Here is a 26,672-nt window from a genome sequence, read left to right as displayed (position 1 = left end):
ACTGTTCACGAGAAAGCCCGCTGCGCCGGCATGTCGCCGACTTCGGCGCGCGGCGGCGGATGCAGGTCCGAGCGGCGGCCTGCCTTCAGGATCTGGCTCGGCACGTCATGCCCGATCAGCGCGGGCAGCCGTGCGGCCGCGGCGAGCACGGCCGCGAGGTCGATGCCGGTATCGTAGCCGTCGAGCGCGAGCATGTGCACGAGCTCCTCGGTGCATGCGTTGCCGGTCGCGCCCGGCGCGTACGGACAGCCGCCGAGCCCGCCGAGCGACGCGTCGAAGCGGTCGATGCCGGCGTCGAGCGCGGCGAGCGTGTTCGCGAGCGCCATCCCGCGCGTGTTGTGAAAGTGCAGCGTGAGCTGCAGCGCGCCGAAGCGCTCGCGCGCGCGTTCGGCCAGCGCGCGCACCTGCGACGGATACGCCATGCCGGTCGTGTCGCACAGCGTGAAGCCGTGCACGCCGAGATCCGCGAAGCGCTGCATCCACGCGAGCACGGTTTCGTCACGCACGTCGCCTTCCATCGGACACCCCATCGCGGTCGACAGCGACACGTTGATCGCGACGCCGGTGCCGCGCACCGCGTCGATCACGTCGCGCAGCTGGGCGAACGACTGCTCGCGGGTCATCCGCAGGTTCGCGCGGTTGTGGCTCTCGCTCATCGACATCACGAGGTTCACCTCGTCGACGCCGCACGACAGCGCGCGCTGCGCGCCGCGCACGTTCGGCACGAGCACCGTATAGACGACGCCCGGCGCGCGCACGATGCCGTGCATCACGGCCTCCGCGTCGCGCAGCGCGGGGATCGCCTTCGGCGACGTGAACGACGTGACCTCGATCTTCGCGTAACCGCAGGCGCTCAATGCGTCGACGAGCGCGATCTTGTCGTCGGTGTCGACGAACGCCGCTTCATTCTGGAAACCGTCGCGTGTTGCGACTTCGTGGATGTAGAGTCGTTGGGGGGGCTTGCTCATGTCGTCGCTCCGCTGGCCGGTTCAGATCACGCCGCGCGTGCGCCAGGCGTCGCGCGTCGCGGTATCGATGCCGATCGATTCGAGTACCGCGTCGGTATCGGCGCCGAGCGCGGGTGCGGGACGCTCGATGCGCCCCGGCGTCGCGCCGAGTTTCGGCACGATGCCCGGCACGAGCACGGGCGTGCCGTCGGGCAGCGCGGCGTCGACGATCATGTCGCGGGCGCGGTAATGCGGATCGGCCGCGATGTCCGCGACGTCGTAGATGCGCCCGGACGGGATGCGCGCGTCGTTCAGCGCGGCGAGCACGTCGTCGAGGTCGTGCAGCGCGCTCCATTCGCCGATCGCCGCGTCGATGCGCGCGACCTGCGCGACGCGCCCGTCGTTGTGCGCGAGCGCCGGGTCGCGGCCGAGGTCGGGACGCCCGATCAGCTCCATCAGGCGCCGGAAGATGCTGTCGCCGTTGCCGGCGATCAGTGCGTACCTGCCGTCGCGGCAACGGTACGCGTTGGTCGGCGCGATGCCGGGCAGGCTGCTGCCGGCCGCCTCGCGCACCGCGCCGAATGCCGAGTATTCGGGCAGCAGGCTTTCCATCATGTTGAAGACGGATTCGTACAGTGCGACGTCGACGACCTGCCCGTTGCCGCCCTGCTGCTCGCGATGCCGCAGCGCGAGCAGGATGCCGATCACGCCGTGCAGCGCCGACAGCGAATCGCCGAGCGACACGCCGACGCGCACCGGCGTGCGGCCCGGTTCGCCGGTCAGGTGGCGCAGGCCGCCCATTGCCTCGGCGATCACGCCGAAGCCGGGCCGGTCGCGATACGGGCCGGTCTGCCCGAAGCCCGACACGCGCAGCATCACGAGCCCGGGGTTGATCGCGGACAGCGTCTCCCAGCCGAGCCCCCAGCCTTCGAGCGTGCCGGGCCGGAAGTTCTCGATCAGCACGTCGGTCTCGGCGACGAGTCGGCGCACGACGTCCTGCCCCTCGGGCGTGCGCAGGTCGAGCGTGAGCGACGTCTTGTTGCGCGACTGCGCGGCCCACCAGACCGACGTGCCGTCGTGCAGCAGCCGCCATTTGCGCAGCGGGTCGCCGACGCCGGGCGGCTCGACCTTGATCACGTCCGCGCCGAATTCGGCGAGCATCCGGCCCGCGAACGGCCCGGCGATCAGTTGGCCGAGTTCCAGCACGCGGATACCGTCCAGGGGTCGCGTCATGACTGTCTCCGATGAAATCGTGTTGTCGATGACGGCGATCATGACGGCGTTCGCGCCCGGCGAAAATCGATCGATGCTCAACCAGCCTTTCCTGAACGGAAAGGCATGCACGGCGGAGAACGGAAAAACGCCGCGCTGCCTTTCCGCGCGGGAAAGCGCGCTCGCCCAATGCTCAAGCCCGATCACGCGCGCCGTGGGCAGAATCGTTACCGTTGCGCGCCCGCCGGGCGCGCCTGGCGTCGGCAGCGACGCGCCGGCTCGGGGGGGCATCAAGACAGGAAGAGAGAAAGACGCAACGCCGCGTTGCGGACAACTCGCCGCAGCGGGATCGGACAACCGGGGGAGATGGTGTTCAGCCGACGCGCAGCCCGAACCGGTGCGCGCGGATGCGCGATGCGCGCCGCCGACGCGTGTCGGCCATCGGCCGCGCGTCGGCGGGAATCAGTATGGAGCGGTCAGTGGACGGCCAGGCTTCAGTAAGCGGACATCTCGACGCAAGGATCGACCTTGGACGGCGAGCAGATAACCGAATACTTGGCGCTTTCGCGCATCAGCGCCTCGCCTTCGTGCAGCGCGATCTTGATCTCGGGATGACGCTCGTACGCCAGGAAGGCGGAGCAGACGACCGCGGACATCACGACCAGGGAAAACACAAATTTTTCAAGGGGTTGGAAACGTTCTGGCATGGCTCGACCTTTCTTCTAGGCCGACATTATAACGAAGAATAAGGGTTTTCCCTGTATTCGCGGCTGCATACCGAACATCACCCAGGTCGTACCCCTTTTATCCGTCGATTCCCACCGTCGTTCAGGTCCGCCCAGGCGCCTGCGCCACGTCGACGGCCCTGAGCGGAGACGGATGAATGCCGAGATGGCCCGCGCCGAGGCCCACCCGGTTCTGCAGCGAACTGTGCTCGAACCGCTGGAACGACTCCGCAATATGCCTGCGCAGCAGCGCGACATCCCACGGCTTGATCAGCAATTTCTGGACGGAGCCGTTGCCGGCCGCGTCGGCGAGCGACGCCCCTTCCCCGTAGCCCGACAGCAGGATGCGCACGATGTCCGGGTACAGCGCCTTCACGCGCTGCAGCAGGTCGATGCCGGACAGGCTCGGCATGCGGAAATCCGACACGATCACGCCGACGCGATGCTGTGCGAGCAGGACGAGCGCTTCGTCGGGATCGGTGGTGTCGAGAATCTCGTAGCCGTCGCGGCCGAGCGCCTGCCTGAGCCTGCGCAGGACCTCGCGGTCGTCGTCCACCAGCAGCAGCGTCCGGTGCAGCAATTCGCGTTGCCGGCAGTGCTCGGGAAGCTGCGAGCCGGCGGACAGCATGTCGGCGATTTCATCACCGGTGACCGGATGGCTGAAGTAGTAGCCCTGCATCGCATGGCAGCGATGCCGGTTCAGGAACGACAGCTGCGCTTCGGTCTCCACGCCCTCGGCCACCGTCTCCATGTGCAGCGACTCGGCCATCGCGATGATCGAGCGCGTCAGCGAAGCACCTTCGGCGCTCGTGGTGACGTCGTCGAGGAACGACCGGTCGATCTTGACGACGTCGATCGGCAAGTCCTTCAGGTACGACAGGCTCGAATAGCCGGTGCCGAAGTCGTCGAGCGACAGCACGACGCCGAGCGCCTTCAGTTCGCGCAGCGTGTGCGCGATCGCGTTGCAGTCCTGCATCAGCACGCTTTCGGTGAGTTCGAGTTCGAGCGAGTCGGGCGCGAGACCGGTTTCCTCGAGCGTCGTGCGCACCATGGCGGCCACGTCCTGCTGCCGGAACTGGCGCGCCGACAGGTTGACGGCGATCCGGATCGGCGGATGGCCTTCCCGGCGCCATGCGACGGCCTGCATGCACGCGGTGCGCAACACCCACTCGCCGATCGGCAAGATCAGCCCGCAGTCTTCGGCGATCGGGATGAAGCGGTCGGGCGGAATCACGCCGATACCCGGCCGCCGCCAGCGAATCAGCGCCTCGACGCCGCTGATCTGGCCGGTCTTGAGATCGACCTTCGGCTGGTAGTACAGCTCGAGCTCGTGGTTGGCGACGGCCTGATGCAGCGCGTTCTCGAGGATCGTCTGCTCCTCGACCCGCGCACCCAGCTCGCGCGTATAGAAGCGGTAGCAGTTGCGCCCGTGTTCCTTCGCCGCATACAGCGCGGCGTCGGCCGTTTTCAGCAGCGTTTCGGCGTTGGCGCCGTCGGTCGGGCACAGGCTCACGCCGACGCTGGTCGTCACGTGCAGGTCGTGTTCGTCGAGCGTGAACGGCTCGATGAACGTGTCGAGGATCTTGCGTGCGATCACGTCCGCGTCCGCTTGCGTCGCGAGGTTGACCAGCATCACGACGAACTCGTCGCCGCCGAGCCGCGCGACCGTGTCGCCGTCGCGCACGGAGCGCTTCAGCCGCGCGGCGACCACGCGCAGCAGCCCGTCGCCGACCGAGTGGCCGAAGCTGTCGTTGATGTGCTTGAAGCGGTCCAGGTCGAGCACCATCACCGCGACGAGCTGCCCGGTGCGGCGCGCCTGCGACATCGCCTGCTCCATCCGGTCGCTCAGCAGGTTGCGATTGGGCAGCCCGGTGAGCGCATCGTGGTTGGCAAGGTATTCGATGCGGCCCTGCTGCATCTTGCGCTCGGTGATGTCCTGCACGATGCCGCGCAGGATGATCGCGTGATTCGGATCGCGCCCCGACTCCGCCTGATGCAGCACGCAGCGCTCGGTGCCGTCCGCGTGAACGAGCCGATGCTCGAGCGAGAACGGCACGCCTTCGGTGCGCAGGCTCGTGAACGACTGCACGAGCAACGGCTGTTCGTCGGCCGGCACGGCCTGCAGCAGCCGCTCGAACGTCGGTGGCGCATGCGCCGCGTCGAGCCCGAGGATCCGGTACAGCTCCGGCGACCAGTAGCCATCCGTGCGGCCCGCCTGGAATTCCCAGTTGCCGACATGCGCGAGCGCTTGCGCGTGCGTGAGGCTGACCTCGGTGGTCGCCAGCTTTTCGACCGCGGCGGCGGCGCGCAGCAGATATCGGATCCGGTAGCCGAGCAGCTTCCATCGCATCGGCTTCGACACGAAATCGGTCGCGCCGGCGTCGAACGCGCTGGCGATCGATGCGTCGTCGTCGTTGCCGGTGAGCATCACGATCGGCACGCGGCGGCCTTCCGGCAACGCGCGCAGCGCGCGGCAACAGTCGAAGCCGTCGCCGCCGGGCATCTCGACATCGAGCAGCACGACGGCGGGACGATGACGCAGGAACGCTTCGATTCCTTCCTGCGGCCCCGTCGCTTCCTCGACGCGAAAACCGTCGGGCTCCAGCGTTTCCACGACCAGCATCCGCGTCATCGCGTCGTCGTCGATGATCAGAATCGCCGGCAAATCGGCATGTTCGTGGTTCACGACCGTCCTCCTGTTCCTGTATCTGTCGCTTCGCGATCGCGGTGGCGATCGGCCGGCGGCCAGTCAACTTTCGACGCGCTCCGCGACCAGCGCTGCGTGCGCCTGTTCGAATTCCGCATCCGTGCCGGCGACGAGCTCGACGGCCGCGTTCACGTCGGCGGCGCGCGCCAGCCGCTCGATCTCGCGGCAGCGGGCCGACAGCAGATGCGCGCCGACGTTCGCGCTGCTCGATTTCAGCGTATGGGCGGCGAGCTTCAGCGCGTCGGCATCGCCCGCTTCGACCGCGGCGTGCATGTCGCGGATCAGCCGCGGCGCGTCCATCGTGAATTGATCGATGATCCGCGTCAGCACGTCCGGGCGGCCGGGCCGCTGGAGCGCGCGCAATGCATCGAGCGCCTTGCGGTCGATCACGTTCGCGTCTTCGTCCGGATCGGCGGCCGCTGCCGCGCTCGGTGCCACGCTCGTTGCGGGACGCGTTTCGATGCTTGCTTCGACGTTCGTTTCGATACCGGCCCGGGCCACCGCGTCCGCGTGCTCGCCCGCGGCGGCCGGCACGTGGGCGCCGCCGCGAACATGGCGCGCGAGCGTCTGCAGCAGCGCGTCGCGGCGGAACGGCTTGCCGAGATAGTCGTCCATGCCGGCGGCCAGGCAGCGCTCGCGGTCGCCGCTGAGCGCATTGGCCGTCAGGGCGATGACCGGCAGGCGCGGCGCGCCGGCTTCGGCTTCGCGCCGCCGCAGCCGCCGCGTCGCCTCGAAGCCGTCCAGCACCGGCATCTGGCAGTCCATCAGCACCACGTCGAACGCGTCTTGCTCGAGCATCTTCAATGCCTGCTCGCCGTCGTCGGCCACGGCGACCCGATAGTCGGTGTCTTCGAGCATCGCGAGCGCGATCTGCTGATTCACCGCGTTGTCCTCCACCAGCAGCACGCGCGCGGCGATCTCGTCAAGCGGCCTGCCCGGGTCCGGCCCGGCTTCATCCGACACCGGCGCGGCCGACGCCAGCCCGGGCGGCATCACGTGCACCGCCGCCGCGATCGCCGTATAGAGATCGTTGCCATGGAGCGGCTTCGTCAGCCGGGCGGCGATGTCGAGTTCGTGCGCGACCTGGATGCTGTCCATCATCTCGAACGCGGTCAGCGTGATGATCCGCAGCGCACGCAGCGCCGGATCGCGGCGGATGTGCTGCACGAGCGAGATGCCGTCCATGCCCGGCATCCGCACGTCGATGATCGCGAGGTCGAACGGCGCACCGTCGGCGACGGCGGCCCGCAACTGCGACAGCGCATCGTCGCCGCCGATCGCCGAGGCGACGCACAGGTGCCATTCGATCGCATGTTCGAGCAGCACGCTGCGATCGGTCTCGCTGTCGTCGACGATCAGCACCCTCAGACCGGCGAGCGACGGCCTTCCGTGCGCAGCCACGCCGACCTCGCCGGATGCCGGCTCGAACGGCGTCGTCACGGTGAATACCGAGCCCTTGCCGGGCGTCGAGTCCAGCGCGAGCGTGCCGCCCATCATCTCGGCGAGCTGGCGGGAAATCACGAGCCCGAGGCCGGTGCCGCCGTATTTGCGCGCGGTCGAACTGTCGGCCTGCTGGAACGGCCGGAACAACTGCGCGGCGACATCGGGCGCGATGCCGATGCCGCTGTCGGCGATCTTGAACACGATGCGCCCGTCGTCCGAATACGCGGCGCTGAGCCCGACGTGCCCGTGCTCGGTGAACTTGATCGCGTTGCCGAGCAGGTTCGTCAGGATCTGGCGCAGGCGCACCGGGTCGCCGCGCATGCGCTGCGGAACGGAATCCGCGCGCTGGTACACGAGCTCGAGCTCCTTGCGCCGGGCATTGGGCTCCATCAGCGCGACGACGTCGTCGAGCAACTGATGCAGGTTGAAATCGATGCGCTCGAGCGTCAGCTTGCCGGCCTCGATCTTCGAAAAATCGAGTATGTCGTCGATGATGACGAGCAGCGTCTGGCCGGATCGATACACGGTGTCGACAAACTTGCGTTGCTTCGACGTCAGCCGTGTGCGCTGCAGCAGCTCGGTCATGCCGAGCACGCCATTCATCGGCGTGCGGATCTCGTGGCTCATCCTCGCGAGAAAATCCGATTTCGCCGAATTCGCGGCTTCGGCCGTCGCGATCGCGGCCTGCAGATCGACGTCGCGCCGCTCGATTTCGTCGAGCATCATGTTGAAGCCGGCGATCAGCGCCGCGATTTCGTCGCGGCCTTTATGGGACATGCGCAGCGACAGGTCGCTGCCGCTGCGGATGCGCGCCATCGTGCGCGTCAGGCTCGACAGCGGGCGCGCGATCGACGTGCCGAGCCGATGACTGATCACGAAGCCGCCGATCGCGAGCAGGAACGATACCACCACGATCATCAGGAACGCGCTCGTCACGGCGCGGTACACGTCCGACACGATGCCGCGCTGTTGCAGATCGACGCGCACCGCCTGCTGTTCCGTATAGGCCGCGAGGCGATTGGCGGTGGTGTCGACGTCCGCGACGATGCGCTGCATCGCCACGTCGTTGGACAGCATGTCCGACTTCACCGCGATGATGCGGCGCGCGGCGCCGGCGAGTTCCGTGGTGAGCGCGACCACCGCTTGCGCGCGGTTCGCGTTGCCCTGCCCGTCCGTGACGAGGGCATCGCGCAGGGCGCTCGCGGACTGCGCGAGAGCGCCGGCAAGCTTGTGCAGCTCGGCGTCGGCATGCTGCAGATGCTCGGCCGTCTCGCTTTGCGCGACCATGCGCAGCTGGAACGCCAGTGCGTTGATGCCGCCGTTCACGGCGGCCGACAGGGACGCAATCCGCGCGGCTCGCCCCCGGAACGCGATCGCTTCGTCGAGGCGCTGGCGCGCAGCGACGATCCGCAACGCGAACGGATCGGCGATCTCCGCGAGCTTCACATCCAGCGCGTCGAGCGAGCGCAGCACCTGGTCCTCTTTCGCGCGGTAGCGTGTCGTGACGGACGGTTGCGCGAACATGCCGGCGCGCAGCGCGACGAGCCCGTCGTTGCCGTCGAGGATGTCGGCCGCCACGCGCCCGAGCGCGCTCGTGACGCCCTGCGCGGTCGCGGCATCGAGGTTCGGCGCCGCGATCGCAAGTGCATTACGCGCGCCGTCGATGGACGCCTGCATGCGCTCCCGCAGCGGCGCGAGCCGATATCGGTTCGGCGCGACGTCGACGCGGCTGGCAACGGTCGTGACGTCCTTCACGTTCGTCCGGACCTGGTCGAGCGCATGAATCGTCCGGTTGTAGGCGGAATTGGCCGCGAGCGCGTCGTTCACCCGGGCATCGGCGTCGGCGCCCAACCGATCGGTTTCCTTGCCGATCTCGCTCAGCAGCGTGGTGCCCCGCGCCTGCACGCGTTCGATCAGCTGGCGTTCGGCGACGAGTTGCGCGTCGCCCCGCAGGCGCTTGTCGACGCCTTCGTTCATCGATCCGAGCATCGTGCGCAGATCGGCGGACGGCGCATCGAGGCCGCCGTGCCCGTCGATCGCGTGCACGGCCGTCGTGATGCGCGCGATGCGCTGCAATTGCGTGTCGATCTCCGATGAAGACTGCTCGCGCTCCGATGCGTCCCGCGCCCGCTCGAGCTCGCCGAAATTCACCGCGAGTTCCGCGTACGCGCGCTGCAGCTCGTTGCTGTGCATCTGCAGAGGCAGCGATTCCGTCGTCAGCGTGCGCACGCCGGATGCGATACCGTGCACGGCGATCAGGCTGGTCATGGCAATCGCCACCGCACCGAGCAGCATCAGGCTGGTGCTGGTGACGAGCTTCGCCTTGATGTCCATGCAGCCCTCCAGGATCGGGATGGCCAATCGGGATGGCCAATCGGGATGGCCAGCGCGGCCGCCCGGCCGGTTATCTGGCCGGTGCGTCGAGCGGCGTGACGCGGCCGTGTGCGATTTCGGTGAGGAACACGTCGTCGAACGCCTGATGATCGTCGGCATTCAGGTCGGCCACCAGGCCGCCCAGGTCGACATGCCGGATCGATTCGAGCGCCTGCTTCAGCGTCGCGCGGGTCGGCGCCGGGCCCGCGCGCTCCAGCCCGATCAGCGCGATCTTCGCGTCGAGGCAGCCCTCGATGTGCACCACACCTGCCCGTTCGCCCGGAAAGCGTTGCTCGATCAGCCGGACGCAGTCGCGGATGACGGGGCGCTCGCTCTGCGGAAGCGGCACGACCTGCGAGATCAGCGTGCCGTTTCCTTCTTCGCCGAGCAGGCGCAGCAAGTCGTCGGTGCCGACGAACGACACCGCCGCGAGCCGCGCGTTCAGCCCTTCGCGGTGCGCCGCGCGAATGAATGCGGCGACCGGCGTATACGGGCCGACCATGATGACGACGTCCGGCCGCCCTTCGAGCACGGCCGCCAGGCCGGTGTCGACGGCTGTGGTGCCGCGGCGAAACGTTCCCGTCGCGACGACGTCGAGGCCATGGCGCTGCAGCGCGAGCCGCGTGCCCGCCAGCACCGCGAGCCCGAAGCCGTCGTCCTGGTAGAACACCGCGAAACGCTTGGCGTGGTCGTGCGCGAGCAAACGCTCGACCAGCGCGCGCGTTTCGTCTTCGTAGCTCGCGCGGATGTTGAATACCTCCGGCGTGACCGGCCTGCGCAGCGCCATCGCGCCGCTGAACGTGCCGACGAGCGGAATGCCGGCGTCCCGGATGATCGGCAGCACCGCGGTGGTCGTCGGTGTGCCCACATAGCCGAACAGCGCCAACACGTTGCGCCGCTCGATCATCTCCAGCGTGTCGTCGACGGTCCGCTCGGGCTCGTAGCGATCGTCGGCGACCACGAGCTCGATCTTCCGGCCGTGCACGCCGCCGCGCGCGTTTACATCGTCGAACACGGCCTGCGCACCCATCAGCAGACCGCGTCCGAGCCCGGCGGAATTGCCCGACTGCGCGTTGACCATGCCCAGGCGGATCGTGTCGTCGCTCACGCCGGGCTCCGCCGCGATGCACGTGGCGGGCCCAGCCATCGCGGCGCAGCACGCGATTAGCGCAAGCGTGCGTCGGTAGCCGTGACGGGCAAGCCTGTGCAACACGTTCGAAGACGAGGTACCCGAACACATCCGTGCGACAGACACGCTCTCGTCCATGCTGGGTTCCCCTTCGGCACCCGGTTTTGTCGATGTGATGGTGCGCCGCGCCGCTGCCGTGGTACGCGTCAATTAGTCATATATATAGGTTGCATCCCTTAGGACTGCAAGGCGAGGAGCGAACGACACCGTTCACGTCGGACCGTGCACCGCAGCAATGCGGCGTGAGGGGGCCGCGGCGGCGCCGGGATTACGCTGGCGGAATTTCGATATGGTCGTCAATGCGGGGCGTTGTTGCCGGAATCGGTTCGAGCGGGCCGGGGCCCGTCGTGCCGGCGAATCGGAAAATTCGGGAGAAGGTTCGAGAAGATGCGAAGCGGCGAGATGGACAACTTACTGCGGCGCCGATGCGCCGCTGGCCGCGTTGCCGGGCCATGCCTTGCCGATCTTGTCGATCAGCGATTTGGCGGCGCCGGTCGCGATGGCGGCGTCGACGCCCGAGGTCTGCCACGACCCATCGGCGGCCTGCACGAAGGTCAGGTTCGCCCGCGACGGCGCGTAATCGTTGTTGCGCCACGTGACCACGACATCGCACGTGTAGGTGCGTTCGCGGACCTTCCTGCAGTCGCCGTCGGGCTTCGCGGAAATCACGTCGGCCGACACGGGCAGCGGCTGGCCGAACAGCGCATTCAGGCCGCCGTGGTTTTCCGCTTCGAGCGCGCGACGCACTGCGGCGTCGACGTCGCTCGATCCGGGACCGTCGTGAAGCAGGTTGCAGGCGGCCAGCAGCGTGGCGGCACAGCCGAGCGTCAGCAGCGTGGGAAACTTCATGGAACTCCGTGGATCGGGTGAGCGTCGGGCGGCATGCGGCGATGCCAGTGAACGCATCGCCGGGCCGGTACGCTGCGTAGTCTGCAACGTCGGCGCGTCGTTCGCGGTATCCATTTGTAACGAATTGCACGCAGGCTTGCGCAAGCACGGACGGCCTGCACGGCACGGCGCGCCCGCGTCACCACCCCGCCGCTTTTCTTCGCGCTTACTGCCGCTCCTGCTTCACGCGGCTGACGAGCTGCGTCGGGCTCACGAACTGCAGCGCGATCACGACCCATATCAACGTGATGGCCATGTAGATCATCGCCATCGCGTCGATCGACTGCGGCGCGCGCACGCCGGTCGAGAACACCGCGTAATACAGCGCGACGACGAGCGTCTGCGTGCTCGGGCCGGCGGTGAAGAACGTCAGCTCGAACATCCCGATCGTGCGCACGAGCACGAGCAGCGCGGCCGCGAGCATGCCGGGCACCAGCAGCGGCAGCAGCACGTAGCGAAAATAGCGCCACGTGTTCGCGCCGAAGATGCGCGCGGCGGCCTCGAGATTCGGGTCGATCTGCTCGATGAACGGCGTCATCACGAGGATCACGAACGGCAGCGCCGGCACGAGGTTCGCGAGGATCACGCCCGGCAGCGTGCCGGCGAGCCCGACCTTGTACATCACGGTCGCCATCGGGATCCCGTAGGTGACGGGCGGCACCATCAGCGGCAGCAGAAACACCAGCAGCGCGAAGCGCTTGCCGCGGAACTGCACACGCGCGAGCGCATAGGCGGCCGGCACGCCGAGCGCGACCGACAGCAGCACGACCGCGCCGACGACTTCGACCGTCACCCACAGCACGCTCGCGAGCTGGAAGTCTTCCCACGCCTTCGCGTACCAGTGCAGCGTGAAGCCCTGCGGCAGCGGCGTGCCGAACCAGCGCGTCGCGACCGAGTTCACCGCGACGGTCGCGATCAGCAGCATCACGTTCAGCAGGAAGAACGCCATCAGCCCCCACACGAGGGCTTTCCATGCCCGGCCGGCGAGGTTGCTTCTCATCTTCTGCGGTGTCCTCGCGTTGACGGGGCGGGCATCGGGCGCGTCCTGCTTCGGCGGCCAGGCCGGCGCGGCATGATTGTCGGTCGCCATCAGCCCTTGCCCCCAGTCACCGGCCCCGTATAGAAGAAGCGGCGCGCGCCGAGCATCGACGCGACCACCAGCAACTGCACGAAGCCCATCACGATCGCGATCGCCGACGCGAGCGAATAGTCGTAGCTCTCGAACGCGGCTTCGGCGGCCGCGATCGAGATCACGCGCGTCGGCCCAGCCGGCGCACCGAGCAGCACGGCCGACGGGAACACCGAGAACGCCTGCACGAACGACAGGCACGCGGCCATCGTGAGCCCCGGCACGAGCAGCGGCAGGTAGATCTGCCGGAACTGCTGCCACGGGTTCGCGCCCAGCGTGGCCGCGGCGCGCGCGAGCGTCGGGTCGATGCCGCTGATGTACGACAGCATCAGCAGGAACGCGAACGGAAAGCCCGACACGATCAGCGACAGCAGCACGCCCCAGTAGTTGTGCGTGAGGCGCACTTCGTCCGTGTACAGGTGCAGCCCCTGCAGCGCTTGCGGGAACCAGCCGTTCGGGCCGAAGTAGGTGAGCATCCCGTCGGCGACGAGCACCGTGCCGAGCGTGACCGGAATCACGAGCAGCGTGGTGACGAACTTCTGGTACGGCGAGTTGCGGCGCAGCGCGAACGCGACCGGCACCGAGATGCCGACGTTGATCAGCGTCGCCGGCACCGCGAGCTTCAGCGTGACGAGCACGGTCGGCCACATCGCGATGTCGGTGAAGAACTGCACGTAGTTCGCGAGCGCGCCGCCGCCGTTCATCGGCTGGAACGACAGCACGAGGCCATAGGCGAACGGATAGATGAACAGCGCGACGATGAACGCGAGCGCGGGCGTGACGAGCCACGCCTTCGCGTCGCGCGGCGTGCCGCCGGTCGCGAGCGTGCTCATGCGGCCTCCCGCTGGCGCGCTGCCGCGCACGCGGCGCAGCGGCCGTTCATTGCACGTCTCCCGCATAGACGAGCGTGCGGGCCGGCGCCACCCGCAGCCGCAACCGCTCGCCTTCCACGAATTCGCCGGCGACCCGCGCCCAGATCGAGCCGAACGGCGTGATCGCACGGATCAGCGAATCGCGGCCGCCATACTCGACCGTTTCGACGGTCGCATCGAACGCGTTGTCGGCGCCGGCTTCCGCACGCTCGATGTCGTCGGGACGCAGCGCGACCACGACGTCCTTGCCGTCGAAGCCGACCATCGGCACGCCGGTGATGCGCACGCCGGCGGCGGCGACGTTCACGTAGTCGCCGGCCATCCCTTCGAGCGTACACGGCAGCACGTTGCGATATCCCATGAAGCGCGCGACGTGCAGGTTGTGCGGGCGCGTGTACACGTCCTTCGGCGACGCGACCTGCTGCACGACGCCCTCCTTCATCACGACGATCCGGTCGGCCATCGACAGCGCCTCGTCCTGGTCGTGCGTCACGTAGATCGTCGCGCGTTCGAGCTGCGTGTGGATGCGGCGGATCTCGGCGCGCATCTCGATGCGCAGCTTCGTGTCGAGGTTCGACAGCGGCTCGTCCATCAGCACCAGCGGCGGCTCGATGACGATCGCGCGCGCGATCGCGACGCGCTGCTGCTGCCCGCCCGACAGCTGCCCGGGCAGCTTGCCCTCGTGGCCGACGAGCTGCACGAGTTCGAGCGCCTGCTGCGCGCGCCGCCGCGTTTCCTGCTTCGGCACGCCGCGCATCTTCAGCCCGAAGCCGACGTTGTCGAGCACCGACATGTGCGGAAACAGAGCGTAGTTCTGGAACACCATCCCGAAGCCGCGGCGCTCGGGCGGCAGCACGTCGATGCGCGTGTCGTCGAGCCAGATGCCGCCGCGCGTGAGCGGCTGCAGCCCGGCGATGCAGTTCAGCGCGGTCGACTTGCCGCAGCCCGACGGGCCGAGCAGCGCGATGAACTCGCCGCGCCGGATGTCGAGATCGAGCCCGTCCAGTGCGGCGACCTGCGCCCCCTCCGCATTGGTGAAGCTGCGACACACGCCGTCGAGCCGCAACCGTTCGAAACTGTGCTTCATTACGCGAACTCCGTCGGCGCGGGCGCCGCAGCGCCCGCGGGTTCATGCGTCATTTCGACTTCTGCGAACCGATCTCGCGGTCCCACTTCTGGAACGCGGCGACCATCGCCTGCGCATTGAGCGGCTGCACGTGCGGACGATCCGCGAGCAGCTTCGCGTACTCGGGGCGGCCGAACTTCCTGATCACCTCCTGGCTGTGCGCGGGCGCCATCTCGAGCGTCACGCCCTTCACCGCCGGGCCCGGATAGAAGTAGCCGTCGTCGTAGGTCATCGCCTGCTGCGCCGGTTCGAGCAGGAAGTTCATCAGTTTGAACAGCACGTCGAGCTTCTCCTTCGGCACGCCCTTCGGGATCACCATGTAGTGCGCGTCGTTGACCCACGTCATGTCGTCGAACGCCTGGATCCGGAAGTCGGCCGGCACGATGCCGAGCGCGCGCGGGTTGAGGTCCCAGCCGGTGACGGTCACGGTCATGTCGCGCGTGCCCTCGCCGAGCTCCTTCATCACGGCCGACGTGCCGCCCGGGTAATACGGGACGCAGTCGTTGAGTTGCTTCAGGAACGCCCAGGTCTTGTCCCAGCCGTTGATCGGATCCTGCGGATTCTTGTCGCCCAGCACGTACGGCAGCCCCATCAGGAACGTGCGGCCGGGGCCCGAGTTCGCCGGGCGCGCGTAGATCAGCTTGTTCGGATGCGCCTTGCACCACGCGAGCAGTTGGGCGGGCGTCTTCGGCGGATCGCTGACCTTCGCCGGGTTGTATTCGAGCAGCGGGCCGGCCGGCATGTAGGTGACTTCGAGGCCGAAGCCCTGCGCGACATCCTGCATCTTGCGCGGGCCGGGCGCGTACTTGTCGAGCACGCCGGGGAAGGCGCCCGCGTTGTCGGGCAGCAGCTTCATCCACAGGTTCTGCTCGATGCCGGCGGCCAGCGCGTCGGTGCCCGTCAGCACGAGGTCGATGTCGGAGCGCCCCGCCGCCTGCATCGCCTTGATCTTGCCCGGCAGTTGCGGCGCGGGCGCGTTCGTGAACGTGACGTTCGACACGAGATTCGGGTTCTTCTCCCTGAACGCCTCGATGGCACCCCGCGTGAGCTGCAGGTTACCCGCGACGTCGACGACATTCAGCGACACGGGGGCCGCGACGGCAGCCGCGGCCGACAGCGTCAGGCCCAGCGCCAGGGTGATCCGGCGGACACGGCGCGCGATCGTGGTGGTGTTCATGTCTCCTCGCTTCGGTCGGTGGATGGGACCTTTCTTTCGGGGAATCATGACGGCGTTATACGATGTCGGTCAACAAAAAACCGAGCGGCGCGGGGCGGGACTTTCCCTGACAAAAACCTTCCGTTCGCCAACGATTGGCTGATTGACCGATTTCGCGGCGCGACGGTGCAACGGACAAGCTGCGTGTTAGGACGTCGTATATCAATCGACGCTGAAATGGAATCGGTTCACGGGGACGCGCAGGCATGAAATCCCGCGCGCCGTGTTGCGATGCGTTGTGCGCGCTCAGGCCGCTCAGGCCGCACGGAGCGCGATCACCTCCCCGATCAGCCGCTCCGCGTCATGCCACTCGCCATATCCCGACGCTGGGTTCAGGTGGCCGACCTCGCCGAGATCGACGAGCTTGCTGCCCCACCCCGCCGCGAACGCCTCGGCGCGTTCGAAGCGCGCAAGCGGATCGTTGCGGCTCGCGGCTACGATGCTCGGAAACGGCAGCGGCTGGGTCGGCACCGGCGTCCAGCCATGCGCGTCGATCGCATCGGGCGCCGGATAGCCTGCGGGCATCGGCGTATCGAGATCGGCCGGCGCGGCGAGCAGCGCGCCGTCGATCGCACGCGTGGCCTGCAGCGCCCAATGCACGACGATCATCACGCCCGCGCTGTGCGCGACGAGAATCACGGGGCCGTCGATCGCGGCCAGCGCCGCATCGAGCGCCGCGACGCGCGCGGCTCGGCTCAGCTTGTCGGCTTCGAGCGGCGCGACGGCGCGCGCGTTCGGCAGGCGTCGTTGCAGATGCGTCTGCCAGTGGTCTTCGACGTGATCGCGCAAGCCGGGCACGATCAGGATGGTGGGTGCGGTCGCGAGGGTCATGCAGTCTCCGGGAGGGTTCGGTTCAGGAAGGTTCAGGAAAGACGGGATGCGCGCCGTTCGCGTTCGACGCGCGCGATATCGGCCGAGTAGCTCGCGCGTCCGATCGCGAACAGCACGGCGGCCGCCAGCGGCACGGCGGGAATCCATTGCAGTGCGCCGACGAGACCGGCGCGATCGGCGACCCACCCCGTCAGCAGCGGGCCCGGCGCCATGCCGAGCAGGTTGTTGGCGAGCGTGAGCGTCGCGAACGCCGACGCATGGATCGCGGCCGGCGTCAGGTTCGCGACCATCGCGCCCGAGGCGCCGGACGCCCCCGCGCCGACCAGCATGCCCGCGCAGATCAGCGCGAGCTGCAGCGGACCGGGCGGCAGCCGGAACGCGATCGCGAGGCACACGCCCGTCAGCACGCAATACGCGATCGCGGTCAGCCATTTGTTCGCGCCGTCGGCACGCCCGACGCGATCGGTGACGATCCCGCAGCCGACCATCCCGACGCCCGACAGCAGCACGAAGCCGGCTGCGAGCACGGCGGCGCGGTCGGGCGCCATCGCGTAATAGCGGTTCAGGTAGCTCGGCAGCCACGCGAACAGCGCGCCGGGCACGAACAGGTGCAGCCCGCTGCCGACATACGCGCAGATCACCGAACGCGACGCGAACAGCCCCGACATCAGCACGCGCGCGCTGCCGCGCAGGTCGCGCGGCGCATCGGGATGGGGCCGGCACGGTTCGACGCGGCACGCCGCGAGCCGCCGTTCGGTGACGACGCCGCGGTACGCGACAAGAAGCACGATGCCGAGCGCGGCCATCACGCCGAACGACCAGCGCCAGCCGAGATGCGCGCCGACCAGCCCGCCGAGCGCCATCCCGAACACGGAGCCGAATGCGCCGCCGGCCATGAACGCGCCGGTCAGCGTCGCGCGCAGGCGGGCCGGAAAGATGCTGAGGATCAGTGCAACGCCGACGCTGCCGTACGCGGCTTCGCCGAGCCCGACGAGGCCGCGCGCGACGAGCATTTCGGCGTAATTGGTGGACAGCGCGCAGCCGAGCGTCGCGACGCTCCACAGCGCGGCCATCAGCACGATGCTGCGCACGCGCCCGAAGCGGTCGGCGAGCACCGACAACGGAAACGTCAGCAGCCCGACCAGCAGTGCGACGACGCCGGACAGCGAGCCGAGCTGCGTGTCCGACAACCCCCACGCATGCTTGAGCAGCGGAAACACGGCGTTGAGCACCTGCCGCGACATGTAGTCCGACAGCAGCAGGCCGACGGTCAGCCCGAACACGAGCCAGGCATAGGCCGGTGCGCGCCGGCCGGTGGCGGCCGCCTCCTGCAGCGACGGCTCGACGTGATGAATCAGCATGCGTGTCTCCTCCGGCACCGGTGCGGCAACGCGCCGGCGCGGCTTGCGCGGCCCCGCTCCGTCAAGCGGAGCTTGCCTCGCGCCCGGCGCGAGGGTGGGTGCCGCGCCACATCGATCGGCGGGCGGCGTTCGCAGGCCGCCCGGATGCGCGGCGCGTCAGGCCGCGCGCAGCGGCACGCTCGCCTGGCCCGGCCGGCGGTTCGGCGCCATCCCGAGCTGCGCGAGCGTCTCGTCGATGCCGTCGTACTGCACACCGATCTTGTAGATCGCCTTCGCCTCCTTGCCGGTCGCGATGTCGCGGCCGAGTTCGCGCGCAATCCGCACGCACTGCTCGACCTGCTGCACCGACGTCATCCGGTTGCCCTTCTGGTCGATGATCGTGTCCTCGATCCCGCAGCGCGGATGCAGGCCCAGCGCCATCGCGACGGTGTTGATCGGCAGCACGTTCTTCATCAGCGATTCGAACGTGATGCACGCGCCGTCCGGGCAACGCCGCACGAATTCCATGAAGTTGTACGGATTGGGGCCGTCGAAGCCGCCACCGATGCCGACCCACGTGACGTTCAGCGGGCCGCGATAGACGCCGCGGCGGATGATCCGTTCGAGCGTCTCGAGCGCATGCATGCCGGTGAGCTGGAAATGCGGCTGGATGCCGGCCGCCTGCAGCCGGCGCAGGTGTTCGTCGACCCAGCCGGGGCCGGCCGGCACCGTCATCTCGCGGTACGCGTCCCACAGCGCGGGTTCGTTCAGCGACGTGCCGGCGATGTCCTGGCGGTTCATCAGCTCGGTGATGTTCATCTGCACGGTGTTGATCGCGACCGTCACCTGGTCGGGCTTCGGCGTCAGCTCGGCGAGCATGTGGCGCGTGTCGTCGGACAGCCATTTCGCATCGGCGCCCTCGCCTTCCGGTGCGAACGAGATCGAGCCGCCGACCTGCAGGATCATGTCGGGCACCGCCTCGCGCAGCCGGCCGAGCAGTTCGTTGAACTTCGACAGCCGCTTGCTGCCGTGGCCGTCGAGTTCGCGCACATGCATGTGCAGCACCGTCGCGCCCGCGTTGTAGCAGTCGACGGCCTTCTGCACGTGCTCGTCCATCGTCACCGGAATGTCTTCCGGAAAATCGGCGGGCATCCATTCGGGGCCGTACGGCGCGACCGTGATGACTACCTTGTCCTGGTTTTCCGGGTGCAGCGAATCGTCGAAAAATTGCATGTCGTCCTCCAGTGGAAATCGTTGTGTTTCGGGTGTACGGGCGTGCGTATCCCGCCGTGCCGGGCGGCGAGCCCGGCGCGTTGTATCGGTTGCGGATCGGTTACGGTGCGCGCGTGCTCAAAACGGCACGTCGCCGACGATGCCCGCGCGCTCCATCCGCCGCACGCACGGCGGGTAGTCCATTACTGCGTAATGCTGGGTGGCGCGGTTGTCCCAGATCGCGACGCTGTTCTTCTTCCAGCGCCAGCGCACCTGGTATTCGGGGATCGCCGCCTGGCTGATCAGGTAGTGCAGCAGCTGGCCGGCGCCGGGGTTCGCGTCCTGCCCGAAGCGCACGCGCCCCGGTGTGTGGAAGTTGGTGAAATGTGTCGTGAACGCATTCACGTACAGCACCTTCTCGCCCGTTTCGGGATGCGTGCGCACGACCGGATGCTCGGCATCCGGATACTGCGCCTTCAACGCGAGGCGCTTGTCGATCGGCATCGCCGCGCCGAAGCTCGCCTCGATGCTGTGGCGTGCGCGCAAGTCCGCGATCTGCTGCTTCACGTGGTCCGGCAGGTTCTCGTACGCGAGCACCATGTTCGCCCACATCGTGTCGCCGCCAACCGGCGGACCGTCGATGCAGCGCAGCACACAGCCGAACGGCGGCGCCACGCGCCAGCTCGCATCGCTGTGCCACGCATTCTCGTAGCGGTCGTTCGGCTGGTCGGGCGACTTGTAGATCCGCACGAGCCCCGGATGCTCGGGGTCGCTGCCGGCGACCGGGTGATCCTCGAGTTCGCCGAAGCGGCGCGCGAACGCGACATGCTCGGCACGCGTGATGTCCTGGTCACGCAGGAACAGCACGCGATGGCGCAGCAACTGCGTGCGGATTTCGGCGAACAGGCCGTCGTCGTGCACGGCGTCGGCGAGGCTCACGTCCAGCAGTTCCGCGCCGATCGCACAGGTCAGGGGTTCGACTCGCATGCGCGTCTCCTCAGACGATGAATACCGACGAGCCGGTCGTCTTGCGCGACTCGAGGTCGCGGTGCGCCTGCGCCGCGTCCTGCAACGCATAGCGCTGGTTGATCCCGATCCGGATGCGGCCGGCCGCGACGTGCGCGAACAGTTCGCCGGCCAGGTCGTTCTTCTCGGCCGGATCGGCGATGTAGTCGGCCAGCGCCGGGCGCGTCAGGTACAGCGAGCCCTTCATCGCGAGGCGCTGCGGATCGAACGGCGGGATCGGGCCCGATGCGGTGCCGACGCAGACCATCAGCCCGCGCCGCTTCAGCGAATCGAGCGAGCCTTCGAAGGTGTCCTTGCCGACGCTGTCGAACACGACGTCGACGCCGGCGCCGCCGGTCAGTTCGCGCACGCGTTTCGCGACATCCTCGCGGCTGTAGTCGATCGTGTGGTCGCAGCCGTGCGCACGGGCGACTGCCGCCTTGTGTTCGCTCGACACGGTGCCGATCACCGTGAGCCCGAGCAGCTTCGCCCATTGCGACACGATCAGCCCGACGCCGCCCGCTGCCGCATGCAGCAGGATCGTGTCGCCCGGCGCGAACGCATGGATGCGGCGCAGCAGGTAGGCCGACGTGAGCCCGCGCATCGTCATCGCCGCGGCCGTTTCGCATGCGATGCCGGCCGGCAGCCGGACGAGGGGCGCGGCCGCGATCAGCCGCTCGGTGCTGTACGCGCCGAGCGTGTTCAGGAAGCCGGTGTAGGTCACGCGGTCGCCCACGGCGACGTTCGTCACGCCGGGACCGACGGCCTCGACCACGCCGGCCGCCTCGACGCCGATGCCGGCCGGCAGCGCAACCGGATACAGGCCGCTGCGGAAATACGTGTCGGCGAAGTTCAGGCCGACCGCCTCGTGCCGCAGGCGCACCTGGCCGGGGCCCGGATCGCCGACGTCGACTTCTTCCCAGCGCAGCACGTCGGGGCCGCCGGTTTCGTGGAATCGCACTGCATGTGCCATGTTGTTCTCCGTAGGTATTCAGTCGGATGCGTGTCACGCATCGTCGGGTTCGTCCGCGCCCGGTGGCGTCGCGCTTGCGCCGCTCGCCGGGGGCGCGTCCAGTTCGTTCCAGTCGGCGTCGACCAGATAGCGCCGCGCGGCCGGGAAAATCACGCCTTCCATGCGTCCCATCTGCTCGAATGCGCCACGCGCATAGACGGCGAGCGCGGTATCGAACGCGCTCGACGGCAACCCGTCGGCGGCAAGCCGCGCCAGCGCGTCGAGCGCGTGCGCATCGCGGCGCCGCTGGCGATCGAGCTCGTCGAGTTCGGCCGCGGTGCTCTGCGCCCGCATGCGCAATGCCGCGCAGAGACGGGCTTCGGCGCAGGTGCCGAAGCGTGCGTTCTGCAGCGCCGCGAGCGATTCCAGCGCGGCCAGCGTGCCTCCCGTGTCGGCCGTCGGGTGCTCGGCAGCGTCGGGGCCTTCGCTCGCCATCATCAGCGCCCCCAACCGCTCGCCGAGCGCACGATGCGCGGCGAGACAGCGGGCCATCACGCGCGCCTCGGCCGGCCCGTGCCGCGCCGGGCACACGAGCACCGGCACGCTGCTGGTCGCGAGCAGACCCCGCCGTTGCGCGGCTGCCGCGGCATCGGCGTCGAGCGGCAGCGCCGCCACGCCGATCAGGTCGCAGCCGAGCTCGGCGGCGAGCGTGGCGGGCGACGTGTCGCCGGCCGCCGGGTGGGTGGCCCCCGGTTGGCCGGCCCCCGCGATCGCATGGGACAGGCCCTGCGCCCGCGCGGCGGCTTCCACTTTCGCATCGTGTCGCGGCATCCGCGCTCCGGATAAACGCGAGTCGGGCACGGCGCCCGACAGCACGAACGTGACCCGCGCGCCGACCGCACGCGCCAGTTCGAGCGCATGGCCGATCGCGTCGATGCCGCCGGGCACGCCGTCGACCGTCACGAGCAGATGGCGATACATCGTGTCGCTCCGCTTATCCGGCGCTCGGCACGCTGGGTCGCGCGCCGGTCGATACGATGTTCATGGTCCGCTCCTCGTTGCAGGGGTAAATTGCATTCATTCAGTTGCGTTCGTCACGCTTCGGAACCCATGCTATCGACCGCGCCGCGGCGCGGCCCCACTCGTCGTGGGGGGGATTGACGCGCGAGCGCGGTTCGACCGATCCTTCCCCCCACGCCCACCCCGGACGCTGGCCCGCACGGCATCGCCGGAATCCCACTGCTGCCCCGATGGCCCACCCACCCGATCGCGCCGACGCGCCCCCCACCGAACTCGTGCTGAAGACGACCGCGCCGCGCGTGCCGGCGCAGTTGCTCGCGCGTGCGCGGCTGAGCCTCGCCGCGCCGGCGTTCGACGCCCGGCCCGTGATGCTCGTGCAGGCGCCGGCCGGCTACGGCAAGACGTCGCTGCTCGCGCAATGGCGCCGCGAATCGCTCGCGCTCGGCCGCGCGGTCGTGTGGCTGTCCGCCGACGAGCGCGACGACGCGCCGCGCCTGCTGCAGGGGCTCGTGCAGGCGGTGCGCACCGGTTGCGCGCGGCCCGGCTTCGGGCGCCTGATTGCGGGCGGCGCGGCGCGCGCGCTGGAGGGGTTGACCGCGTGGCTGGCGGAAGTCGCGCAACTGTCGATCGACGCGCTGTTGATCGTCGACGACGCGGAGCGGCTGCCGGCCGCCGGCCTCGACGCGCTGACCTATGTGCTGCACAACGCGCCACAGAACCTGCGTGTGATCGTCGCGGGCCGGCGCGGGCTCGATCGCGCGGCCGGCGACCTGCTCGCCGGCGGGCAATGCACGCTCGCGGGCCCCGAGTGGCTGCGCTTCACGCTCGACGAGACGATCGCGCTGGTCGGTGCGCGCTTCGCGCAGCGGGTCGACGCCGATGCGTGCGCGCGGCTGTTCGAGCGCGTCGACGGCTGGCCGCTCGGGTTGCAGCTCGCGATGGCCGCGATGGCGCGGTCGGCCGATCCGCGCCAGGCCGTCGACGCGCTCGCCGCGCGCATGGACGGCACCCGCGACCGGCTCGTCGAGCTGCTGCTCGCGAACCTGTCCGCCGACGACACCGCGTTCCTGACGCGCACGAGCATCGCCGACCGCCTGCATCCGTCGCTGTGCGCCGCGCTGCTCGACGATGCGGATGCGCCCGACCGGCTCGCGCGGCTCGCGCGCGATACGCCGCTGTTCATCGCGTCGGATGACTCCGACTGGTGCCGGCTGCATCCGCTCGTGCGCGATACGCTGCGCGACCGCCTGGCGGCGGGCCCGGCCGCGGCGCGCAGCGCGCTGCATGGACGCGCGGCCGCGTGGCTCGATGCGCACGGGATGACGGAGGAAGCCGCGCGCCATGCGTATGCGGCCGGCCAGGTCGAGACCGCGTACGCGCTCGCGCAGCGCTGCCTCGAGGATGCGATCAAGCAGGGCCGAATCAACGACGTGCTCGACTGGCTCGCGCTGCTGCCCGATGCGGAACTCGACAAGCGTCCGACGCTGCGGATCGCGGTCGCCTGGGCGCTGGCGCTCGGCGAGCGTCACGTCGAGGCGCAGCGCCAGATCGCCGGCATCCTCGCCGACGCCGGCACGCCGGCCGCGATGCGCTACGAATGTGCGCTGATCCTCAGCGCGGCGGCCTATTACGCGGACGAAATCGACCGTTTCGTCGAGCTGTTCGAGCCGTGGGCCGACTTCACGCCGCCCGCGGCGACGTGGCTCGCGCAGATGCATGCGAACCGCCTGTCGGCACGCGCGATCATCGTCGGCGAGCCGGCGCAGGCGCGCCGCTACCAGCAGGCCGCGCCGCGCGGCGGGACGGCTGCCGGCTTCGGCTACGTCGCGCGCTGGGGCGAGCTGATCACCGGCCTGAGCTACCTGTGCGAAGGCCAGATCCGGCTCGCGGACGACGCGTTGTCGCCGGCACTCGCGCGCGCGGAAGCCGACCTCGGGCGCCGCCATCCGCTGACCTGCATGCTCGCGGCGATGTGCGCGGCGATCGCATACGAGGCCGATCGCGTCGATCAGGCCGCCGCGCTGCTCGCGAACCGGCTCGACGTGCTCGAGCATGCGGGCACACCCGACACCGTGCTGCTCGGCTATCGGACGGCCGCGCGCATCGCGCTGCTGCGCGGCGTCGAGCATCGGGCGATCGACCTGCTCGAGGCGCTCGACGCGATGGGCGTCGCGCGCCGGCTGCCGCGGCTGTCGGTGGCGAGTCTCGCCGAGCAGGTGCGCATTCACGCGGCGCGTTATCGCGAGGCGACCTGTCATGCGCTCGTCGAACGGATCGATGCGATCGCCGCGGCCGAGTTTCCGTCGCACGGCCCGCTGTGGCGGCGCCCCGTCGTGCTGCTGCAGGCGATCGCGCATGCGGGCGCCGCGCTTGCCGCGCGCCGCTGGGACGATGCGTGCGCGGCGCTCGACGAAGCGGCCGTGCTGGCCCGGGAGATGAGCATGGGGGGCGCGCGCATCGAGATCATGGCGCTCGGCGCGTTCGCGCTCGAACAGTCGGGGCACGACGGCCGCGCGCGGCTCGACGAGGCGATGAACCTCGCGGACATGTTCGGCCTCACGCGCACGCTCGCCGACACGCATCCGGCCGTCGCCGACTGGGCGCGCCGCATCGGCGACGAGGCGATCGAGCGCGACGGTCCGGCAAGGTCCGCGCAACCGCAGCCGCGCATCGTGCCACCCGCGCCGCGCAGCACGGCCAGCCCGCGCGCGGTGCCGAGCGTCGTGCTGACGCCAAAGGAGCGCGCGATTCTCGAGCTGCTCGCGCGCAGCCTGTCGAACAAGGAGATCGCGGTGGCGCTCGCCGTCGGCGAGGAAACCGTGAAATGGCACCTGAAGAACCTGTTCGGCAAGCTCGACGCCAGCTCGCGCAAGCACGTCGTGCGCCGCGCGCTGGTGCTCGGGTTGCTCGAAAGCGCGCCTTGATCGCTGCGTAGGCCGGCGTTGCCGGCTGTTGCGCCTGCGGCTATTGACGGCGGCATCGGCGCCAGTCCCCTCTAGATTCTCCGCAACCCTGCCCCCCGCGCATGGGGGGGAGCGGCCGCGCGCCGTTGCGTAGTCTTTCCGCACGGCTCGCACCGGCGTCGCCTCGCGCGCCTTCCCGCCTGCCTCGATGCTTCCCCGTTTCACTCGCTTTACCCGCCCGGGCTCGATCCCGTGCGGGGTCCATTACGATCCTGGAGACTTCGATGAAGACGAAACTGGCCGCGCTCGCGGCGCTTGCCGGCTGTTCGGCGCTCGCGCATGCGCAATCCTCCGTCACGTTGTACGGCGTGGTCGACACGGGCCTGCTGTACCAGAGCACGTCGGCCGCTTCGTTCAGCCCGAGCGCGCCGAACACCGGCAAGGTGTTCCGGATGAAGGACGGCGGCATCTACTCGAGCTTCTGGGGCATCAAGGGCAGCGAGGATCTCGGCGGCGGCTACAAGGTCAACTTCAAGCTGCAGGGTTCGTTCGACAGCGGCACCGGCCGGCTCCAGTTGAGCGACACGCCGGGCGTCGTCGCGATCTTCAACCAGATTGCGTCGCTCGGCGTATCGGGGCCGTTCGGCACGGTGACGGCCGGCCGCCAGATCGTGCCGATGATCTACGCGATGGCCGACACCGACGTGCGCAACGCGCAGTTCTTCGGCAGCGTGCTGACCGCCTGGCTCGGCCTGAACACCGCGGCCGGCTGGCCGGCGACGAGCACCAACGGCGCGATCGGCGCGCTGTACGACAGCAATGCGCTCGTGTATCAGTCGGCGACGTTCGCGGGCGTGTCGCTCGCGCTCGAATACGCACCCGGCGGCGTCGCCGGACAGTTTCAGGGCGGCACGCGCGAATCGGTCGTGCTCAGGTATTCCAACTACGGGCTCAATGCATCGGCCGTCTACTACAACGGCCACGACACGAATCCGGCACCGGGTGTCGCGCCGACCGGCGTCGACAACAACCGCTTCGTCTACGTCGGCGCGAAATACACGATCCGCGATTTCTCGGTGTCGGCGTCGTATGGCAACGGCCGGAATCCCGCGCATGCGGACCGCGTGAACCTCGACATGCTGTCGGCCGGTGTCGGCTATCGCTTCACGCCCGCGCTGCAGGTCGCCTCCGCCGTGTACTACCTGAAGGACCGCAACCGCTCCGCGAACCGGTCGACGGCCGTCGTGCTCACGGCCGACTACAGCCTGTCGAAGCGGACGATGGTCTATGCGCAGGCCGGCCACGTGAACAACCGCGGCACGATGGACCAGATGCTGGTGTACGGGCAGCCGGTCGCGCCCGGGGTCGGCACGACGGCCGCGATGGTCGGGCTGCGGCACAACTTCTGACGACGAAGTGGTGTGCGGCCGCCGTCTGCAGCGATCGCGGGGATCGGCTACAGTGGGCGTTTTCGGCGCGGCCCGCCCGCTTGCCGATGCGCTCGTCCCGTCCCCGCCGCCGTGCCGGGGGCGCTCCGTGGCGCACGGCCGGCCGGCGGATCGCGGATCCTCCACGTTGACGA

19 protein-coding genes are annotated in these 26,672 nt (G+C 69.2%); 2 read left to right on the top strand and 17 right to left on the bottom strand.

Features of this window, described 5'->3' with window-relative positions:
- Positions 1-5: 5 nt before the first annotated feature.
- The 17 genes from LMA02_RS08490 to LMA02_RS08410 all read right to left on the bottom strand — a co-directional run bounded on the left by LMA02_RS08490 (position 6) and on the right by LMA02_RS08410 (position 22,148).
- On the bottom strand, positions 6-968 hold the full coding sequence (locus LMA02_RS08490) for a hydroxymethylglutaryl-CoA lyase (RefSeq protein WP_228904224.1): 963 nt from the start codon (positions 966-968) through the stop codon (positions 6-8).
- A gap of 21 nt (positions 969-989) precedes the next feature.
- Positions 990-2,180, bottom strand: a complete 1,191-nt coding sequence (locus LMA02_RS08485) for a CaiB/BaiF CoA transferase family protein (protein WP_228904223.1) — start codon at positions 2,178-2,180, stop codon at positions 990-992.
- Positions 2,181-2,653: 473 nt separating this feature from the next.
- Entirely contained in the window at positions 2,654-2,866 is a 213-nt protein-coding gene (locus tag LMA02_RS08480; RefSeq protein ID WP_006753449.1) for a hypothetical protein, read from the bottom strand.
- A 121-nt stretch (positions 2,867-2,987) separates the two neighbouring features.
- Positions 2,988-5,570 (bottom strand): EAL domain-containing protein, encoded by a 2,583-nt coding sequence (locus LMA02_RS08475; RefSeq protein ID WP_228904221.1) that lies wholly within the window; start codon positions 5,568-5,570, stop codon positions 2,988-2,990.
- Between the two features lie 63 nt (positions 5,571-5,633).
- Positions 5,634-9,368, bottom strand: a complete 3,735-nt coding sequence (locus LMA02_RS08470) for a hybrid sensor histidine kinase/response regulator (RefSeq protein WP_228904220.1) — start codon at positions 9,366-9,368, stop codon at positions 5,634-5,636.
- 70 nt (positions 9,369-9,438) lie between these two features.
- A complete protein-coding gene (locus LMA02_RS08465; protein WP_228904218.1) occupies positions 9,439-10,515 on the bottom strand; it encodes an ABC transporter substrate-binding protein in 1,077 nt (358 codons plus the stop codon).
- A 492-nt stretch (positions 10,516-11,007) separates the two neighbouring features.
- Positions 11,008-11,445 carry a hypothetical protein gene (locus LMA02_RS08460; protein ID WP_166723583.1) on the bottom strand — a complete coding sequence of 146 codons (438 nt, stop codon included), beginning with the start codon at positions 11,443-11,445 and terminating at the stop codon, positions 11,008-11,010.
- 205 nt (positions 11,446-11,650) lie between these two features.
- The gene (locus LMA02_RS08455) at positions 11,651-12,574 is read right to left on the bottom strand and encodes an ABC transporter permease (RefSeq protein WP_228904216.1); all 924 of its coding nucleotides are present in this window, start codon (positions 12,572-12,574) and stop codon (positions 11,651-11,653) included.
- Complete coding sequence (locus tag LMA02_RS08450) at positions 12,574-13,446, bottom strand: ABC transporter permease (protein ID WP_228904214.1); 873 nt, start codon at positions 13,444-13,446, stop codon at positions 12,574-12,576. Before LMA02_RS08450 ends, LMA02_RS08455 begins: the two co-directional genes overlap by 1 nt.
- Positions 13,447-13,492: 46 nt before the next feature.
- Positions 13,493-14,572: an ABC transporter ATP-binding protein gene (locus LMA02_RS08445; RefSeq protein WP_228904213.1), complete on the bottom strand. Its 1,080-nt coding sequence runs from the start codon at positions 14,570-14,572 to the stop codon at positions 13,493-13,495.
- A gap of 49 nt (positions 14,573-14,621) precedes the next feature.
- Positions 14,622-15,788, bottom strand: a complete 1,167-nt coding sequence (locus LMA02_RS08440) for an ABC transporter substrate-binding protein (RefSeq protein ID WP_228904211.1) — start codon at positions 15,786-15,788, stop codon at positions 14,622-14,624.
- 294 nt (positions 15,789-16,082) lie between these two features.
- Entirely contained in the window at positions 16,083-16,658 is a 576-nt protein-coding gene (locus tag LMA02_RS08435; protein WP_228904210.1) for an RBBP9/YdeN family alpha/beta hydrolase, read from the bottom strand.
- Between the two features lie 32 nt (positions 16,659-16,690).
- Entirely contained in the window at positions 16,691-18,019 is a 1,329-nt protein-coding gene (locus LMA02_RS08430; RefSeq protein ID WP_228904205.1) for an MFS transporter, read from the bottom strand.
- Between the two features lie 156 nt (positions 18,020-18,175).
- Positions 18,176-19,231, bottom strand: a complete 1,056-nt coding sequence (locus LMA02_RS08425; protein WP_228904201.1) for a 3-keto-5-aminohexanoate cleavage protein — start codon at positions 19,229-19,231, stop codon at positions 18,176-18,178.
- Between the two features lie 117 nt (positions 19,232-19,348).
- Positions 19,349-20,197 (bottom strand): TauD/TfdA dioxygenase family protein, encoded by an 849-nt coding sequence (locus LMA02_RS08420; RefSeq protein WP_105834409.1) that lies wholly within the window; start codon positions 20,195-20,197, stop codon positions 19,349-19,351.
- A gap of 10 nt (positions 20,198-20,207) precedes the next feature.
- Positions 20,208-21,188, bottom strand: a complete 981-nt coding sequence (locus LMA02_RS08415) for a quinone oxidoreductase family protein (protein WP_228904197.1) — start codon at positions 21,186-21,188, stop codon at positions 20,208-20,210.
- 33 nt (positions 21,189-21,221) lie between these two features.
- Positions 21,222-22,148 carry a universal stress protein gene (locus LMA02_RS08410; protein ID WP_228904194.1) on the bottom strand — a complete coding sequence of 309 codons (927 nt, stop codon included), beginning with the start codon at positions 22,146-22,148 and terminating at the stop codon, positions 21,222-21,224.
- Positions 22,149-22,417: 269 nt separating this feature from the next.
- Between LMA02_RS08410 and LMA02_RS08405 the strand changes: the two genes are divergently transcribed.
- Entirely contained in the window at positions 22,418-25,111 is a 2,694-nt protein-coding gene (locus LMA02_RS08405) for a LuxR C-terminal-related transcriptional regulator (protein WP_228904190.1), read from the top strand.
- Positions 25,112-25,374: 263 nt separating this feature from the next.
- Entirely contained in the window at positions 25,375-26,499 is a 1,125-nt protein-coding gene (locus LMA02_RS08400; RefSeq protein WP_228904187.1) for a porin, read from the top strand.
- The last annotated feature ends 173 nt before the right edge of the window (positions 26,500-26,672 follow it).

Source organism: Burkholderia sp. B21-005 (genome assembly GCF_020843965.1).
Classification (GTDB): Bacteria; Pseudomonadota; Gammaproteobacteria; order Burkholderiales; family Burkholderiaceae; genus Burkholderia; species Burkholderia ambifaria.
The sequence above is the reverse complement of the archived record's forward strand: the minus strand, read 5'-3'. Positions and strand labels throughout refer to the sequence as shown.

What these genes read in the sequence shown, in the direction of transcription:
- LMA02_RS08455 (WP_228904216.1), bottom strand. Translation starts at nt 12,574, where the DNA reads ATGGCGACCGACAATCATGCCGCGCCGGCCTGGCCGCCGAAGCAGGAC.
- LMA02_RS08405 (WP_228904190.1), top strand. Translation starts at nt 22,418, where the DNA reads ATGGCCCACCCACCCGATCGCGCCGACGCGCCCCCCACCGAACTCGTG.
- LMA02_RS08440 (WP_228904211.1), bottom strand. Translation starts at nt 15,788, where the DNA reads ATGAACACCACCACGATCGCGCGCCGTGTCCGCCGGATCACCCTGGCG.
- LMA02_RS08460 (WP_166723583.1), bottom strand. Translation starts at nt 11,445, where the DNA reads ATGAAGTTTCCCACGCTGCTGACGCTCGGCTGTGCCGCCACGCTGCTG.
- LMA02_RS08425 (WP_228904201.1), bottom strand. Translation starts at nt 19,231, where the DNA reads ATGCAATTTTTCGACGATTCGCTGCACCCGGAAAACCAGGACAAGGTA.
- LMA02_RS08450 (WP_228904214.1), bottom strand. Translation starts at nt 13,446, where the DNA reads ATGAGCACGCTCGCGACCGGCGGCACGCCGCGCGACGCGAAGGCGTGG.
- LMA02_RS08430 (WP_228904205.1), bottom strand. Translation starts at nt 18,019, where the DNA reads ATGCTGATTCATCACGTCGAGCCGTCGCTGCAGGAGGCGGCCGCCACC.
- LMA02_RS08415 (WP_228904197.1), bottom strand. Translation starts at nt 21,188, where the DNA reads ATGGCACATGCAGTGCGATTCCACGAAACCGGCGGCCCCGACGTGCTG.
- LMA02_RS08400 (WP_228904187.1), top strand. Translation starts at nt 25,375, where the DNA reads ATGAAGACGAAACTGGCCGCGCTCGCGGCGCTTGCCGGCTGTTCGGCG.
- LMA02_RS08470 (WP_228904220.1), bottom strand. Translation starts at nt 9,368, where the DNA reads ATGGACATCAAGGCGAAGCTCGTCACCAGCACCAGCCTGATGCTGCTC.
- LMA02_RS08435 (WP_228904210.1), bottom strand. Translation starts at nt 16,658, where the DNA reads ATGACCCTCGCGACCGCACCCACCATCCTGATCGTGCCCGGCTTGCGC.
- LMA02_RS08420 (WP_105834409.1), bottom strand. Translation starts at nt 20,197, where the DNA reads ATGCGAGTCGAACCCCTGACCTGTGCGATCGGCGCGGAACTGCTGGAC.
- LMA02_RS08445 (WP_228904213.1), bottom strand. Translation starts at nt 14,572, where the DNA reads ATGAAGCACAGTTTCGAACGGTTGCGGCTCGACGGCGTGTGTCGCAGC.
- LMA02_RS08410 (WP_228904194.1), bottom strand. Translation starts at nt 22,148, where the DNA reads ATGTATCGCCATCTGCTCGTGACGGTCGACGGCGTGCCCGGCGGCATC.
- LMA02_RS08490 (WP_228904224.1), bottom strand. Translation starts at nt 968, where the DNA reads ATGAGCAAGCCCCCCCAACGACTCTACATCCACGAAGTCGCAACACGC.
- LMA02_RS08480 (WP_006753449.1), bottom strand. Translation starts at nt 2,866, where the DNA reads ATGCCAGAACGTTTCCAACCCCTTGAAAAATTTGTGTTTTCCCTGGTC.
- LMA02_RS08485 (WP_228904223.1), bottom strand. Translation starts at nt 2,180, where the DNA reads ATGACGCGACCCCTGGACGGTATCCGCGTGCTGGAACTCGGCCAACTG.